Raw genomic sequence first — 15914 nt, 5'->3', positions numbered from 1 at the left:
CCTACCGGCGAACCGGCAGGGCCACTGGGGACTACCAGGGGCTACTCGTAGATCTCGCCCTTTTCGGCCTTCGCCACCAGGGACTCCGGCGGCAGGAAGTGGTCGCCGTAGCGCTCGGCCAGCTCACGCGACCGCGCCACGAACCCGGCCAGACCACCCTCGTACTGGTTGATGTACTGGATGACACCACCGGTCCACGCCGGGAACCCGATGCCGAAGATCGACCCGATGTTCGCGTCCTGCACCGAGGTCAGCACGCCCTCGTCGAAGCACTTCACCGTCTCGAGAGCCTCGGCGAAGAGCATGCGCTCCTTGAGGTCCTCGAACGGGACGTCACCGGTGCCCGACTTGAACGCGTCGCGCAGGCCCGGCCACAGCCCGGTGCGCTTGCCCTCGTCGTCGTACTCGTAGAACCCGGCACCGGAGGACCGGCCCTTGCGGTCGAACTCCTCCACCATCCGGTCGATGATCGCCTCGGAGGCGTGCCCGTTCCAGGTGCCGCCCTCCGCCTCGACGGCCGCCTTCGTCTCCAGCCGGATCTTGCGCGGCAGGGTCAGCGTCAGCTCGTCCATCAGCTGCAGCGGCGGCGCCGGGTACCCGGCCTGCGTGCCGGCCTGCTCGATCGACGCCGGCTCGACGCCCTCGCCCAGCGCGGCGACGGCCTCGTTGATGAACGTGCCGATCACCCGCGAGGTGAAGAAGCCGCGGCTGTCGTTCACCACGATCGGGGTCTTGCGGATCTGCAGGGTGTAGTCGAAGACCTTGGCCAGCGTCGCCGGCGAGGTCTTCTCCCCGCAGATGATCTCGACCAGCGGCATCTTGTCCACCGGTGAGAAGAAGTGGATGCCGATGAAGTCCTCGGTCCGCTGCACGCCCTCGGCGAGCGAGGTGATCGGCAGCGTCGAGGTGTTCGAGCCCAGCACCGCGTCCGGGTTGACGATGCTCTCGATCTCGCCGAACACCTTGTGCTTCAGCTCGACGCTCTCGAAGACGGCCTCGATCACGAAGTCGACACCGGCGAAGTCGGCCGGGTCACCGGTCGGCTTGATGCGCGCGAGCAGCTCGTCCGACTTCTCCTGCGTGGTCTTGCCCCGCGAGAGCGCCTTCTGCTCCAGCTTGACCGCGTAGCCTTTGCCCTTCTCGGCCGCTTCCTGGGAAACGTCCTTGAGCACCACGTCGATCCCGGCCTTCGCCGAGACGTAGGCGATCGCCGCGCCCATCATCCCGGCGCCGAGCACGCCGACCTTCTTCGCGGTGAACTTCTCGAACCCGTCCGGCCGCGAACCGCCGGAGTTGATGTGCTGCAGGTCGAAGAAGAACGCCTTGGTCATGTTCTTCGCCACCTGGCCGGTCGCCAGGTGCACGAAGTACCGGGTCTCGACCAGCTGCGCGGTGTCGAAGTCGACCTGCGAGCCCTCGATCGCGGCGGACAGGATCGCCCGCGGCGCCGGCATGTTCGCGCCCTTGATCTGCTTGCGCAGGTTGGCCGGGAACGCGGGCAGGTTCGCCGCGAACTTCGGGTTCGACGGGGTGCCGCCCGGGATCTTGTAGCCCTTGACGTCCCACGGCTGCACGGCCTCGGGGTTGGCCTTGATCCACTCCTTGGCCTTGGGCAGCAGCTCGTCGACGCTGCCCACCAGTTCGTGCACCAGGCCCAGTTCCAGCGCCTTCGCCGGCTTGTGCCGCTGACCCTGCAGCAGCACGTTCAGCAGCGCGCTCTGGATGCCCAGCAGCCGCACGGTCCGCACCACGCCGCCGCCACCGGGCAGCAGGCCGAGGGTGACCTCGGGCAGGCCGATCTGGCTGCCCTTCACGTCGGCCGCGATGCGGTGGTGGGTGGACAGCGCCAGCTCCAGGCCACCGCCGAGGGCGGCCCCGTTGATCGCCGCCACGACCGGCCGCCCGAGCTGCTCGAGCCGCCGCATCTGGGCCTTCATCTGCCCGCTGCTCTCGGTGATCTCGGCCGCGTTCTCCGGCTTGGCCTGGATCAGGTCGTTGAGGTCACCACCGGCGAAGAAGGTCTTCTTCGCCGAGGTGAGCACCACGCCGGTGATCGAGTCCTTCTCCGCTTCCAGGCGGTCGACGACCACCCCGAGCGACTCGCGGAAGTCGGCGTTCATCGTGTTCGCCGACTGCTTCGGGTCATCCAGGGTGAGCACGACGATGCCATCGGCGTCCTTTTCCCAGCGGATCGTCTTCGCTTCGGTCATCTCTTTCCTCACACCCGCTCGATGATGGTCGCGACACCCATGCCGCCGCCGATGCACAGGGTGACCAGCGCGCGGCGAGCCTGACGGCGCTCCAGCTCGTCCACCACGGTGCCGACCAGCATCGCGCCGGTGGCGCCCAGCGGGTGGCCCATGGCGATGGCGCCGCCGTTGACGTTGACCTTCTCCTCGGGCAGGTTCAGGTCCTTCATCCACTTCAGCACCACCGAGGCGAAGGCCTCGTTGAGCTCGAACAGGTCGATGTCGTCGACCGTGAGCCCGGCGGTGGCCAGCACCTTCTTGGTGGCCGGAGTGGGCCCGGTCAGCATGATCGTCGGCTCGGAACCGACCGAGGCGGTGGCGACGATGCGCGCCCGCGGGGTCAGGCCGTACTGCTTGCCGATCTCCTCACCGCCGACCAGCACGATCGCGGCGCCGTCGACGATGCCCGAGGAGTTGCCGCCGGTGTGCACGTGGTCGATCCGCTCGACCGAGTGGTACTTCTGCAGCGCCACCGCGTCGAAGCCGCCCATGTCGCCGATGCCGGCGAAGGCGGGCTTGAGCTTGGCCAGGCCCTCGACCGAGGTGCCGGGGCGGCGGTGCTCGTCGTGGTCGAGGATGGTCACGCCGTTGATGTCCTTGACCGGCACGACCGACTTCGAGAAGTAGCCGCCGGACCAGGCCGCCTCGGCCTTCTCCTGCGAGCGGACGGCGAACGCGTCCACGTCCTCGCGCGAGAAGCCCTCCATGGTGGCGATCAGGTCGGCGCCGATGCCCTGCGGCACGATGTAGTTGTCGTAGGCGGTGGCCGGGTCCATGAACAGCGCGCCGCCGTCCGAACCCATCGGTACCCGCGACATCGACTCCACGCCGCCGCCGATCACCAGGCGGTCCCAGCCGGACCGCACCTTCTGCGCGGCGATGTTCGTGGCCTCCAGGCCGGAGGCGCAGAAGCGGTTCAGCTGCACGCCCGCGACCGTCTCGGGCAGGCCTGCCACCAGCGCGGCGGTGCGGGCGATGTCCCCGCCCTGCTCACCGACCGGCGAGACCACGCCGAGCACGATGTCGTCGATCACCGCGGGGTCGAGGTCGGGGTGACGCACCTTCAGCTCGTTGATCAGGCCGACCACCAGGTCGACCGGCTTGGTGCCGTGCAGCGCACCGCCCTTGTTCTTGCCGCGAGGCGTGCGGAGCGCCTCGTAGATGTACGCCTCACTGCTCACAACAGAATCCTCCGGTACTGGGACTTCACACGGGTACTGTACTAGTCAGTAACGCTAATACTGACTAACTTAGTCCCCCCAAACCCCAGGGTGTCAATGGGTTGCGAGCCAATCGACACTCGCTAGAGTGTGTTCACCTATGGAACCTACGCCCGCCCGTGGCAAACGGCCACGCGATCGCAAGAACCAGCTCGCCGGAGTGGCCGCCGAGCTGTTCCGCGCGCGGGGCTACCACGGGGTGGGCATCAACGACATCGCCGCCGCGGCCGGGGTCACCGGACCGGCGCTGTACCGGCACTTCGCGGACAAGCAGGCGATCCTCGCGCACGTGGTGCTCTCCGGCATCGACGACATGGAGGCCGCGACGGCCTCGGCGGTGTCCGACAGCTCGGTGCCCGGCCCGGAGCAGATCGAGACCTTGCTCACCTGCCTGGCCGGGCAGGCCGTCGAACGCCGGGAGATCGCCGCGCTCTGGCGCTGGGAAGGCAAGCACCTGCCCCGGGACGACCGCCGCGAGATCCGGCGGCGCTCGGGCGAGGTGCTCGCGTCGTGGGCCAAGTCACTGCAACTGGGGCGCCCGGAGCTGACGCCGGAGGACGCGGAACTGCTGTGCTGGGCCGGACTGAGCGTGTTCGGCAGCGTCTCGGTGCACCACACGAGCGTCGCGAAGCGCCGGTTCGCGCAGCTGCTGGTCGACCTGGCGCGGCGGGTCCTGCACACGGACCTGCCCCCGGCTCCCGAGGCGGTGACTGGGCCCGTATCGCCCGGCATCGGCCAGACCTCCCGTCGTGAGCAACTGCTCTCAGCGGCGACGGAACTGTTCTCCCAGCGCGGTTTCCACGCGGTGAGCATGGAGGAGATCGGCGCCGCGGCCGGGATCAGCGGCCCCAGCGTCTACCGGCACTTCGCCGGGAAGTCCGCGCTGGTGATCGCGATTTGCCGCCGTGCGGCGGACCGGCTGGCCGTGGGCGCCGAGCACGCGTTGCGCACCAGCGCCCCGCCGGACGAGCGCGAGGCACTGCGGCGGCTCGCCGAGTCCTACGTGCGCACGCTGACCGGATCCGCGGAGCTGTCCGTCGCCTTCGCCGGTGACCCGCTGAACCTGCCCGAGCAGGACCAGGCCGAACTGCTGCGGGTCCAGCGCGACTACGTGGCCCAATGGGTCCACCTGCTTTCGGCCGTACACCCGGAGCTGAACGCGCGTGAAGCGAAGATCACCGTGCACGCCGCGCTGACCATCGCGAACGATCTCGCGCGCACGCGCCGTGTCAACGCCCGTCCTCACCTGCCCGCGGAACTGCACCAGATGATGATTTCGGTGCTCGACCTGGATTGAACCTCGTTCCACGATGCCAAATCCGACCCCGTTACTGGCGTTCGCCACCACTGCGCGTTAACCTACTCACGAGTAGGTAAGCGATGACGGGAGGGCGGCCATGGGCACGCCGGGGAAGAAGCGCGACGCCATGGGCCTGGGCCTCGCCGCGCTGACCAAGCTCGCGGGGGTCAAGGCCATCGACCGGGCCGGGCTGCGCAAGCCGATCGAGTCACTGGTCTCGTCCGCGACCCGCGGCGGGTTCAAGGCAGCCGGTGCCGCCGGGCGCTCGTTCAAGGCGATCCAGCGGCGCGACGCACCCGAGCGGCTGGCGTCGGCGCCGGACAGCGGGCTGTTCGACCTGACCCCGTCCGAAGAGCAGCAGATGATCGTGGAGACCGTCCGCGACTTCGCCGCCGAGCAGTTGCGCCCGGCCGCCGCCGAGGCCGACGCGAAGCTGACCACGCCGGACGGCCTGCTCACGCGGGCCGCCGAACTGGGCGTGACGCTGGTCGGCATCCCCGAGGAGCTGGGCGGCGTCGGCACCGAACGCTCGGTGGTGACCGGCGCGCTGGTCGCCGAGGCGCTCGCGCACGGCGATCTGGGGCTGGCCGTCGCGGTGCTGGCCCCGTCCGCGGTGAGCACGGCGCTGGTGTCCTGGGGTGACGCCGAACAGCAGGCGACCTACCTCCCGGCGTTCGTCGGGGAGAACGTGCCCGCCGCCGCGCTGGCGCTGCAGGAGCGCGCGCCGCTGTTCGACCCGTTCAAGCCGAGCACGAAGGCCCGTCGCACGCCGCACGGGTACAAGCTGGACGGGGTGAAGTCGCTGGTCCCACGGGCCGCGCAGGCCGAACTCTTCGTCGTGTCGGCGGATCTGGAGGGACGCGGGCCGGCCCTGTTCATCGTCGAGTCGTCGAACGCCGGGGTGAGCATCGAGGGCGAGCCCGCGATGGGCCTGCGTGGCGCGGCCACCGGGAAACTGCACCTCGAAGGGGTTTCCCTGCCCGCGTCGGCCCTGCTCGGCGGCGGGAAGCCGGAGGTCTTCGCCGAGCTGGTGCGGCTTTCGCGCCTCGGCTGGGCGGCGCTCGCGGCGGGGACCGCGAAGGCCGTGCTGGACTACGTGATCCCGTACGTCAACGAGCGCCACGCGTTCGGCGAGCCGGTCAGCCACCGGCAGGGCGTGGCGTTCCAGGTCGCCGACATCGGCATCGAGCTGGAGGGCCTGCGCCTGGTCACCCTGCGCGCGGCGGCGCGCGCCGAGCAGGGCAAGCCGTACGCGCGGGAGGTCGCGCTGGCCAGGAGGCTGGCCGCGGACAAGGGCATGAAGATCGGCAGCGCCGGCGTGCAGCTGCTCGGCGGGCACGGCTTCGTCAAGGAGCACCCGGTCGAACGCTGGTACCGCGACCTGCGCGCGGCCGGTGTCCTCGAAGGCTCGGTCCTTCTCTGATTCTCCTTGGTTGGAAAGGGTTCCCATCATGATCAATCTCGAGGTCCCGGCCAAGGCGCGCGCACTGGTCAACCAGGCCTACCAGGCGGCGGCGGAGGTCTTCCGCCCCATCTCGCGCAAGTACGACCGCGCCGAGCACGCCTATCCGTCCGAATTGGACATGTTCGCCGCGCTGCTGGACGGGCTGAACTCCTCCGGTGAGGGTGGCGCCGGCGCGGCGGGTGTGCGCCGTGACGAGAAGGCGGACAAGAAGAAGTCCGGCAACCGCAACGGCGCCAACCTGAACGTGGCGCTCGGCACGATCGAGATGTGCTGGGGTGACGTGGGCCTGCTGCTGTCGATGCCGCGGCAGGGCCTGGGCAACGCGGCCATCGCGTCGGTGGCCAACGAGGAGCAGCTGGCGCGGTTCGGCAAGATCTGGGCGGCGATGGCGATCACCGAGCCGGACTGCGGCTCGGACTCGGCGGCGATCAACACCACCGCGCGCCTCGACGGTGACGCGTACGTGCTCAACGGCGAGAAGATCTTCGTGACCTCCGGCGAGCGGGCCGACGCCGTGGTCGTCTGGGCCACTTTGGACAAGAGCAAGGGCCGCGCGGCGATCAAGTCGTTCGTGGTGGAGAAGGGCACGCCCGGGTTCGAGGTGGTGCGCCTGGAGCACAAGCTGGGTATCCGGGCGTCGGACACCGCGGTGCTGCGCTTCGACAACTGCCGCGTGCCGAAGGAAAACCTGCTCGGCACGCCGGAGATCGACACCAAGAAGGGGTTCGCGGGGGTCATGCAGACCTTCGACAACACCCGTCCACTGGTGGCCGCCATGGCGGTCGGTGTCGCACGGGCCGCCCTGGAGGAAACCGCGCGCATCCTGGCCGAAGCAGGCGTCACCGTCGACTACGACAAGCCCGCGCACCACCAGCACGCCGCCGCGGCGACGTACCTGGAACTGGAGTCGGACTACGAATCGGCGTACCTGCTGACCCTGGAATCCGCCTGGATGGCCGACAACCGGAAGCCGAACTCGCTGCAGGCCTCCATGGCCAAGGCGAAGGCGGGGCGCTCGGTCGTCGACATCACGCTGCGCTGCGTGGAACTGGCGGGGGCGCTCGGGTACACCGAAGAGTCACTGCTGGAAAAGTGGAGCCGCGACGCGAAGATCCTGGACATTTTCGAAGGGACGCAGCAGATCCAGCAGCTCATCGTGGCGCGCCGGTTGCTGGGCAAGTCGTCGGCCGAGCTGAAGTAGCCGCCGCGTTCGCTACCCGGTCTGGTGGCGTTGGGTCACTGGACCGGGTGGCTCGGGCGCATCGGCGGCGGCGGGTCGCGCACTGTGGAGGTGCTGACCAACCGCTGAAAGGCTCCCGATGCGCACCTCTTTCCTGGCTGTCGCCAGTGCTCTCGTCCTGTTCTGCGCGGCTCCCGGCATCGCCTCCGCCGCCGAGGGCGAGTTCAGTTACCGCTACCTCGACGAGGACGGGGACGTCCGGGTCGGCTCGCTGGTCGACCCGCCGAGCGGCGAGTGCATCGAGATCCCGGAGATCGCCGACTGGGACGTGTCCGCGTTCCGCCCGCGCAACAACACCGACTCGCGGGCCGTGGTGTTCAAGGACGACGACTGCGAAAGCGACGCCTACTTCTCCCTCCGCGCCAACGGCGGCCACGGCTCGGACCGGTTGCTCCTGCGCTCGGTCGTTTTCAGCTAGCCGATCCCCCACCACCCTCAAACGAGCGCTCCGCGCCGCCGTAGCCTGGGCTGGTGACCCTCGACACCGCCACCATCCCCGAAGCCGTGCGTGCCGACGTGGAGGCGCTCTGGCGGTACCTCCGGGTCGACGACGAGATCGCGCCGGTGGACGTGGCGATCGGCCTCGGGTGCCACGACCCGGGGGTGGCGGTGTACACGGCCGAGTTGTTCCTGCGCGGGGTGTGCCCGCTGATCGTGTTCACCGGCTCCAACGCGCCGACGACCATCGGGCGCTTCCCTCGCGGGGAGGCCGTGCACTTCCGCGAGATCGCGGTCGAGCACGGAGTGCCGGAGCAGTCGGTCCTGGTCGAGTCGGCGGCGAAGCACACCGCGGACAACATCGACTTCAGCCGCGAACTGCTGCGTGAGAAGGGTGTGCAGGTCGGGTCGGTGCTGATCACCTGCCGCCCGTACCACCAGCGCCGCGCGTACGCGACCGCCGCGAAGCGGTGGCCGGGCGTAGACATCCGTTGCTCCGCCGACCGGCGGCCACTACACGCGTACACCGCCGGCATCGGGGACGCTTCGCTGGTCATCGACATGCTCGTCGGCGAAGCCCAGCGATTGACGCGCTACGCGGAACTGGGGCACACCATCGCCCTGGACGTCCCCACCGAGGTCACCGACGCCTACCAGCGCCTCGCCACCGCCGGCTACACCTCACGCCTACTCCCCTGATCAGCGCCCGAGGTGCCGCCTGACCGCCTCGTACACGTTGTCGCGGGTGCTTATGACGATGACCAGCACCACTAGCTTGCCGTCATCGATCTCGTAGCAGATTCGGTAGCCGCCAACCCGCACCCGCATGACCCCGGAGCAGTCACTCAGCTTTCGACAGCCAGACGGTCTGGGCTCGGCAGCAAGATCGTCGATGGCGTTTTCCAGCGCCTCGGCATCGCCGGGCTGCCCTCTGGCCAGCTTGTCGAGGAATTTCTTGACCTGGTTGGTGACCTCGATCTCGTACGACACTCAGTCGGTCCGACTCCTGGTGGTGCGACGCCGGAACGGCACCCGTGTCTCGGAGCCGTCGGCGAGCGACGCGCGCACCTTGCGCACCTCTTCGGCGTCAACGAGTTCTTCGAGGTCTTCGAGCAGTTGAGCCTTCTCGGCCGACACCACAGCCGCAGTGCGGCGCCCGTGCTTGGTCAGGTAGGTGGTCTCACCGGCGTAGCAGGCACGATTGATCAACTCGGGCAGTTCGGGCCGCGCCTCGGTCACGCTCATCTCGGAAGACATGTACAAAATGTACATTCTGCGCCTGTCGTTGGCAAGGCTCACAGCTGCTCCGCGTGGAAGTCGTCGATGTAGCGCCAGGTAGTGCCCCGCGCTTTCCGGCCGGTCAGCACGCCCAGGTGACCACCGGGGGCGGTTTCGAAGCGGACTTCCGGGGCGTTCTCCAGCAACCCGGTCAGCCGTTCGACGGCGGCGCGTGGGGCGATCGTGTCGTTCTCGCCCGCGACGATCAGCGTCGGCACCTTCACCCGGGAGAGCGAAATCATTCGCCCGTTCAGGTCCACGCTGCCTTCGGCCAGGTCGTTAGCGCGGAAAAAACGGTGGTACAGCTGCCCGAACGTGCGCCCCGGGTAGGCGGCCATGTTGTCCATGAAGTGGTCGACCGCCTCGATCTGCGCGAGGTAGTCCCGGTCGTCCAGGTTCTTCAGGATCGCCAGCGGTTTGGTGATCTCCTTGTGCAGCCCGGTCGCGCGGAACACGCGGCTGACCAAATAGGACGGTGCGCCACCGAGCACGCGGTAGAACGGGGTCAGCAGGTGCCCGCCGGTCAGGTCCACCAGCGGGCGGAACGGCGCCACCAGCGGGATCGCGGTGAAGTCGAACGGCGAAGCCACCGTGACCACCGACTCGATCGGCAGGTCCGGCTGGTCCGCCGTGGTCAGCAGCGAAAAGATCCCGCCGAGGCACCACGAAACCAGGTGCACGCCCTGCCCGCCGGAGTCCTCGCTCACCCGCCGGATCGCGCGCGGCAGCACCTCCTCGATCCAGTGCTCGATGCCGAGCCGCCGGTCGGAGAAGGCGACCGTGCCGTAGTCGACCAGGTAGGTCCGCCTGCCGCTGTCGACCAGGTGCTCGGCCAGGCTGCACCCGCGCCGCAGGTCGAAGCACAGCGCGGGCGCGGCGAGCGGGGGCACCAGCAGCACCGGTGGCCCGTCCGGCGCCTGGCCGCCCGAGGTCAGCCGGTACACCGTGCGGTTCGGGCCGTGGTCGATCAGCACCCGCGGCACCGGGCGGAGGTCGGCGACCCCACCGCGCAGCACCTTGCCGAGCACGTTGGCGGTCGCGGCGGCCAGCCGGGCCGGCGGTGCTGCCATCGAAGTGTCTCCCCTGCTCAGACGGACTTCCTGAGCCTCATCTAACCATCCGAGCTGACCGCGGGAGCGCTGTTCGCCGCCCTCGATTCGTATTCCGACCTGGCGCCCGCGTGCGCCGTGGCGAGCACCTTGTCGGCGCCGAGCGAGCGCGAGATCCACTCACCCACGCGCCGCGGCAGCAGCCGGGTGAAGCGGCCGACCACGTCCAGGGATTTCGGCACGAACACGTCGAACCGGGGCCGCGCCAGCGCCTCGGCGATGGCCGCCGCGACCTCCTCCGGCGACACCGACTTGATCATCCGCGCCTCCGGCAGGCCGCTGGCCAGCTCGGTCCGCACGATGGCGGGCATCACGCACGACACCTCGACGCCGGTGCCCCGCAGTTCGAGGTGCACCGCCTCGGACAGCCCGACCACGCCGTGCTTGGTCGCGCAGTACGTCGCCGCGCCGGGGAAACCGGCCTTGCCCGCCATCGACGCGACGTTCACGATGTGCCCGGTGCCGCGCGGGCGCATCCGCTTGACCGCCTCCCGGGTGCCGTGGATGACCGCGTGCAGGTTGATCTCCAGCTGCCGCCGGGTGGACGCGTCGTCCTCGTCCTCCAGCGCGGCGAGCGGCATGATGCCCGCGTTGTTGATCAGCACGTCGATCGGCCCGAGCCGCTGCTCGACCTCGTCGAGGAACTCGCTGAAGTTCTTCGTGTCGGTCACGTCCAGCGGCAGGGCGAGCGCGTCCAGCTCACCGGCCGTCTTCTCGGCCCGGACCTGGTCCAGGTCGCCGATCGCCACCTGGGCACCGAGTCCGGTGAGCAGTTCGGCGGTCTTCGCGCCGATGCCCTGCGCACCGCCGGTGATCACCACGACCTTGCCGTGGAGGGAACGTGCTCGCTTGGCCATCCTCGTGCTCCTTCGCCGTTGAGAGAGCTCGCTGCAAGAGCTTGTTGACGCTCTGCCAATCATCACCCGGCGGCGCGGTCCCGTCCATCCCCCACTCGTTGCTCGAAGACCTGACCCGGCCAGCCGTGGTAGTCGAAGGTGACCGTCTTCCGGAAGCCCTGGCGCTCGTAGTAGCGGACCAGACTGCCGTCGCCACCGGCGTAGCAGTCGACGCGCACCAGGTCGATGCCGCGTTTCGCGGCCTCGCCGAGCGCGTACCGGATCAGTCCGGCGCCGACCTGGCGGCCGGTGAACCCACGCGCGGTGATCAGCAGTCCCAGGTAGATCTCCGGTTCGTCCACAGTGGGCACGTGCTTCGGCGGGCCGGGGTCGAGGACGACCGCGCCGGCCGGTTCGCCGTCGATCTCCGCCAGCACCAGGTTGCCGCCGGAAGCCATGCCCCGCACCCGCTCGACCCGCGCCGGCACCGACGACCACGGTTCGGTGCCCCACTGCTGGGTGTTTCCCCGTGAGTTCATCCAGGCCACGGCGCCGTCGAACATGTCGAGCAGGTGCTTGGCGTCTTGCTCGCCCCCAGGGCGGAATTCCACTTCGCTCACAAGGTGGTGAGCGTACGGGGACCTTCCTCGGTCACGGCGACGGTCAGTTCGACGTGGGCCGCGCGGCTGCCGTCCGCGGTGCGCAGGGTCCACCCGTCGCTGTCGGCGCGGTACTCGTCGCGACCGCCCGCGATCAGCATCGGCTCCAGCGCGAACACCATGCCTGGCCGCAGCCGCAGGCCCCGGCCAGGGCGGCCTTCGTTGGCCACGTGCGGATCCTCGTGCATGGCGTGCCCGATGCCGTGACCGCCGTGGTCGGCGAGCATGCCGTACCCGTCGCGGCGGCCGACCACGCCGATCGCGTGCGAGACGTCGCCGAGCTTGTTGCCGGGCACCAGCTGCGCCACGCCCGCCATCAGGGCTTCCGTGGTCGCCTCGATGAGCTTGAGGTCGGCCGGATCGGCTTCACCGACGACGAAGCTGATGGCGGCGTCGCCGTGGAGGCCGTCGATGTAGGCACCGCAGTCGATGCTGACCAGGTCGCCGTCGACCAGGCGGTAGTCGTTGGGGATGCCGTGCACCACGGCGTCGTTCACGCTCGCGCAGAGCACGCCGGGGAACGGGTAGGGGGCCGGGCGGGGCTGGTAGTTCAGGAAGTTCGGCTTCGCCCCGGCATCCCGGATGACCTGCGCGGCGACCTCGTCCAGCTCGCGCAGGCTCACCCCGATCGCCGCGTGTTCGCGCACCGCCTCCAGCGCCTGGGCGACCACGCGCCCGGCTTCGCGCATGACGTCCACTTCGCCCGGTGTCTTGATCTCAACCATGGCGATAACTATACCGGTATAACTATCCCGGGTCGACTCCCCCACGGCGATGGGACCTGGCCGACTCGGGCCCCGAACGTGGACCTCAGCTGTCCGAGCGTGGGGTTCGGCTGCCTGAAACGTGGAGTTCGGCTGCCTGAGTGTGGGGTTCGGCTGCGGGAACGTGGAACTCGCCGGTGAGCGACGCCCTGAATGCTATGAGTGGGGCATTACTAGCGTTCAATGCAAGTAATGCCCCACTCATAGCATTCGCAGGGGGTTAGCGGAGGCCTAGTTCCCGGGCGATGAGCATGCGCTGCACCTCGCTCGTGCCTTCGCCGATTTCCAGGATCTTCGCGTCCCGGTAGAAGCGGCCCACGGGGAACTCGTTCATGAAGCCGTACCCGCCGAAGATCTGGGTGGCGTCCCGCGAGTTGTCCATCGCGGCGTTCGAGGAGACCAGCTTCGCGATGGCGGCTTCCCGCTTGAACGGCTCGCCGCGCAGCATCTTCGAGGCCGCGGCGTAGTAGGCCAGGCGGGCGGTGTGGGTCCGCGTCTCCATGTCCGCGATCTTGAACTGGATCGCCTGGTACGTCCCGATCTTGTGCCCGAACGCCTCCCGCTCACCGACGTAGCGCAGGCATTCGTCGACACAACCCTGCGCCAGGCCGACGCTCAGCGCGGCGATCGCCACCCTGCCCTCGTCCAAAATGGACAGGAACTGCGCGTAACCCCGGCCGCGCGAGCCCAGCAGGTTCCCTTCCGGCACCCGGCAGTCGGCGAACGACAGCTCGTGGGTGTCCGAGGCGTTCCAGCCGACCTTCGAGTACTTCGGCGCCACGGTGAACCCCGGCGTGCCCGAGGGCACCAGGATGGCGGAGATCTCCTTGCGGCCGCCCTCCCGCTCCCCTGTCACCGCGGTCGCCGTCACCACGCTGGTGATGTCGGTCCCCGAGTTGGTGATGAACGACTTGCTGCCGTTGAGGACCCACTCCCCACCGTCCAGTTTCGCCGTGGTCCGGGTGGCTCCGGCGTCCGAACCGCCGCCCGGCTCGGTCAGGCCGAACGCGCCCAGCGCCTCGCCCGCGCACATCGACGGCAGGTAGCGCTGCTTCTGCTCGTCGTCGCCGAAGCGGTAGATCGGCATGGCGCCGAGGGAAACCCCGGCCTCCAGGGTGATCGCCACCGAGGAGTCGACCCGCGCCAGTTCCTCCAGCGCCAGGCACAGGGCGAAGTAGTCGCCGCCCATGCCGCCGAACTCCTCCGGGAACGGCAGGCCGAACAGGCCCATCGAACCCATCTTCGCGACCAGCTCGTACGGGAACTCCTCCCGTTCGTAGAACCCGCCGATCACCGGCGCCACCTCGCTGTGCGCGAAGTCCTCGACGGTCTTGCGCAGCGCCTCGTACTCCTCGTCGAGCCGGAAATCGATCATCGTGCGTCCTCCTGCGGGGTCACCACGGCAAGCGCTTCGTCCAGCGCGACCTGTTGGCCGGCCTGTACGCGCAATTCTTCGACCACGCCGTCGATCGGCGCGGTGATCGTGTGTTCCATCTTCATCGCCTCGACCACCAGCAGCGGGGTGCCCGCGGTGACCACGTCCCCGCGCGCGACCTTCACCACCAGCACGGTGCCGGGCATCGGGCTGGTCACCGGGCCGGCCTCGGCGGCCTCCCCGTGCGCCAGCTGCATGATCGGGCGCTCCCCGATCAGCACCGCGTGGCCGTCCCTGGCCAGCCACAACCCGTTGGCGACCGGAGCCGTCTCGTACCGGTGGAACTCGCCCCGGTACCGCAGTTCCAGCTGCCCGCCACGCCGTGCGGCCGACGCGGCGACCGGCTCGGCGTCGTCCACGCTCACCCTGGCGCGGCTCGGTTCGCCTTCGACGCGCACCAGCGCCTCGGTCTCACCGGAACGCAGGCGGAAGCTCACCCCGCCACCGCCGCCGATCCGCCAGCCGGTCGGCACCGCCCAGGGGTCCACGACGGACTCCGACGGCCACAGCCCGAGCAGGCGGTCCATCGCGGCGGCGACGAAGAATTCGGCGGGCACCTCGGCCGAGGTCAGCTCGGTGAGCCGGCGCTCGACCAGCCCGGTGTCGAGCCGGCCCGCCCGCACGTCCTCGTCGGCGAGCAGCGCCCGCAGGAAGCGGACGTTCGTGCCGACGCCGAGCACCGCTGTCTTCGCCAGCGCCAGGTCCAGCCGGTGCAGCGCGGCCGCGCGGTCCGGCCCCCAGGCGATCACCTTCGCCAGCATGGGGTCGTAGTTCGACCCGACCTCGGTGCCTTCGCGCACCCCGGAATCCACGCGGATGCCGTCGCCGGCGGGCTCGACCACGCGCAGCACGGTGCCGCCGGTGGGGATGAAGCCGCGGGCGGGGTCTTCGGCGTACACCCGGGCTTCCACCGCGTGCCCGGTCAGCCGGACGTCGGCCTGCCGCACGCCCAGCGGCTCACCGGCGGCCACCCGCACCTGCCACTCGACCAGGTCCAGCCCGGTGACCTGCTCGGTGACCGGGTGCTCGACCTGCAACCGCGTGTTCATCTCCATGAAGAAGAACTCCTCGGCGTTGACCGCCGAGACGATGAACTCGACCGTGCCCGCACCGGAATAGCCGACCGCGCGCGCTGCCTCGACCGCCGACGCGCCCATGCGCTCCCGGGTCGCCTCGTCGAGCAGCACCGACGGCGCCTCTTCGATGATCTTCTGGTGCCGCCGCTGCAGGCTGCATTCGCGCTCGCCCAGGTGGATCACGTTGCCGTGGCCGTCGGCGAGCACCTGGATCTCGATGTGCCGCGGGGTGGTGACGAACCGCTCCAGCAACAGCGTGTCGTCACCGAAGGAAGCCTTCGCCTCGCGGCGCGCGGACTCCACCGCGCTGTCCAGGTCGGCCGGGTCCTCGACGAGCCGCATGCCCTTGCCGCCACCACCGGCGGACGGCTTGAGCAGCAACGGGTAACCGACTTTCGCGGCAGCGTCGGCGAAACCACCCGCCGGAATGTCCAAATCGGACGATCCGGGGACCACCGGCACCCCGGCGGCCGAGACCGTGCGCTTGGCCTGGATCTTGTCGCCCATCGCCTCGATCGCGCCGACCGGCGGGCCGATGAACACCAGCCCGGCCTCGGCGCAGGCGGTGGCGAACGCGGCGTTCTCGGCGAGGAAGCCGTAACCGGGGTGCACGGCCTGCGCCCCGGTTTCCCTTGCCGCCTCGATGATCGCCGGGATGGACAGGTAACTGCGCGTGGCCTCGGCGGGCCCGATCCGCACCGCGACGTCGGCTTCGAGCACGTGCCGGGCGTCGGCGTCGGCGTCGCTGTAGACCGCGACGGACCGGATGCCCATCCGGCGCAGCGTGCCGATCACCCGGACGGCGATCTCCCCGCGGTTGGCGACCAAAACCGTGTCGAACAAGA

At 69.6% G+C, this 15914-nt stretch carries 13 protein-coding genes and 2 pseudogenes; 5 read left to right on the top strand and 10 right to left on the bottom strand.

All coding sequences use genetic code 11. The features are described 5' to 3' along the window. Positions 1-41: 41 nt before the first annotated feature. Both L3Q67_RS16825 and L3Q67_RS16820 read right to left on the bottom strand, forming a co-directional pair. Positions 42-2210, bottom strand: coding sequence for a fatty acid beta-oxidation multifunctional protein (locus L3Q67_RS16825; protein ID WP_499190391.1), 2169 nt, complete (start codon positions 2208-2210; stop codon positions 42-44). 8 nt (positions 2211-2218) lie between these two features. Continuing rightward, on the bottom strand, positions 2219-3430 hold the full coding sequence (locus L3Q67_RS16820; protein ID WP_499190390.1) for an acetyl-CoA acetyltransferase: 1212 nt from the start codon (positions 3428-3430) through the stop codon (positions 2219-2221). Positions 3431-3569: 139 nt separating this feature from the next. Here L3Q67_RS16820 and L3Q67_RS16815 point away from each other — a divergent pair, with 139 nt between their 5' ends. The 5 genes from L3Q67_RS16815 (at position 3570) to L3Q67_RS16795 (ending at position 8611) form a co-directional block, all read left to right on the top strand. Continuing rightward, entirely contained in the window at positions 3570-4766 is a 1197-nt protein-coding gene (locus L3Q67_RS16815; protein WP_499190389.1) for a TetR/AcrR family transcriptional regulator, read from the top strand. A 130-nt stretch (positions 4767-4896) separates the two neighbouring features. Continuing rightward, positions 4897-6192: an acyl-CoA dehydrogenase family protein gene (locus L3Q67_RS16810; protein WP_499191558.1), complete on the top strand. Its 1296-nt coding sequence runs from the start codon at positions 4897-4899 to the stop codon at positions 6190-6192. 28 nt (positions 6193-6220) lie between these two features. Beyond that, positions 6221-7435, top strand: a complete 1215-nt coding sequence (locus L3Q67_RS16805) for an acyl-CoA dehydrogenase family protein (RefSeq protein WP_499190388.1) — start codon at positions 6221-6223, stop codon at positions 7433-7435. Between the two features lie 118 nt (positions 7436-7553). Then, positions 7554-7892: a hypothetical protein gene (locus L3Q67_RS16800; RefSeq protein WP_499190387.1), complete on the top strand. Its 339-nt coding sequence runs from the start codon at positions 7554-7556 to the stop codon at positions 7890-7892. Between the two features lie 53 nt (positions 7893-7945). Beyond that, on the top strand, positions 7946-8611 hold the full coding sequence (locus L3Q67_RS16795; RefSeq protein WP_499190386.1) for a YdcF family protein: 666 nt from the start codon (positions 7946-7948) through the stop codon (positions 8609-8611). Here L3Q67_RS16795 and L3Q67_RS16790 read toward each other — a convergent pair whose 3' ends face one another. The 8 genes and pseudogenes from L3Q67_RS16790 to L3Q67_RS16755 all read right to left on the bottom strand — a co-directional run bounded on the left by L3Q67_RS16790 (position 8612) and on the right by L3Q67_RS16755 (position 15912). Then, positions 8612-8902, bottom strand: coding sequence for a type II toxin-antitoxin system RelE family toxin (locus tag L3Q67_RS16790; RefSeq protein WP_499190385.1), 291 nt, complete (start codon positions 8900-8902; stop codon positions 8612-8614). Next, positions 8903-9367, bottom strand: a pseudogene (locus L3Q67_RS16785) (type II toxin-antitoxin system prevent-host-death family antitoxin); the annotation flags it as partial. A gap of 458 nt (positions 9368-9825) precedes the next feature. Further along, positions 9826-10260 (bottom strand): annotated as a pseudogene (locus tag L3Q67_RS16780) (alpha/beta hydrolase); the annotation flags it as partial. A gap of 41 nt (positions 10261-10301) precedes the next feature. Next, entirely contained in the window at positions 10302-11156 is an 855-nt protein-coding gene (locus tag L3Q67_RS16775; protein ID WP_499190384.1) for an SDR family oxidoreductase, read from the bottom strand. Positions 11157-11218: 62 nt separating this feature from the next. Continuing rightward, positions 11219-11755 (bottom strand): GNAT family N-acetyltransferase, encoded by a 537-nt coding sequence (locus L3Q67_RS16770; protein ID WP_499190383.1) that lies wholly within the window; start codon positions 11753-11755, stop codon positions 11219-11221. Beyond that, complete coding sequence (gene map, locus L3Q67_RS16765; protein WP_499190382.1) at positions 11752-12519, bottom strand: type I methionyl aminopeptidase; 768 nt, start codon at positions 12517-12519, stop codon at positions 11752-11754. The genes L3Q67_RS16770 and map overlap by 4 nt, the downstream gene beginning before the upstream one ends. Before the next feature lie 259 nt (positions 12520-12778). Next, on the bottom strand, positions 12779-13933 hold the full coding sequence (locus L3Q67_RS16760) for an acyl-CoA dehydrogenase family protein (RefSeq protein WP_499190381.1): 1155 nt from the start codon (positions 13931-13933) through the stop codon (positions 12779-12781). Next, on the bottom strand, positions 13930-15912 hold the full coding sequence (locus tag L3Q67_RS16755) for an acetyl/propionyl/methylcrotonyl-CoA carboxylase subunit alpha (RefSeq protein ID WP_499190380.1): 1983 nt from the start codon (positions 15910-15912) through the stop codon (positions 13930-13932). The genes L3Q67_RS16760 and L3Q67_RS16755 overlap by 4 nt, the downstream gene beginning before the upstream one ends. Positions 15913-15914: the final 2 nt, after the last annotated feature.

Origin of the sequence: Saccharothrix sp. AJ9571 (assembly GCF_021725495.1) — a bacterium.
In the GTDB taxonomy this organism is placed as follows: domain Bacteria; phylum Actinomycetota; class Actinomycetes; order Mycobacteriales; family Pseudonocardiaceae; genus Amycolatopsis; species Amycolatopsis magusensis.
The sequence above is the reverse complement of the archived record's forward strand: the minus strand, read 5'-3'. Positions and strand labels throughout refer to the sequence as shown.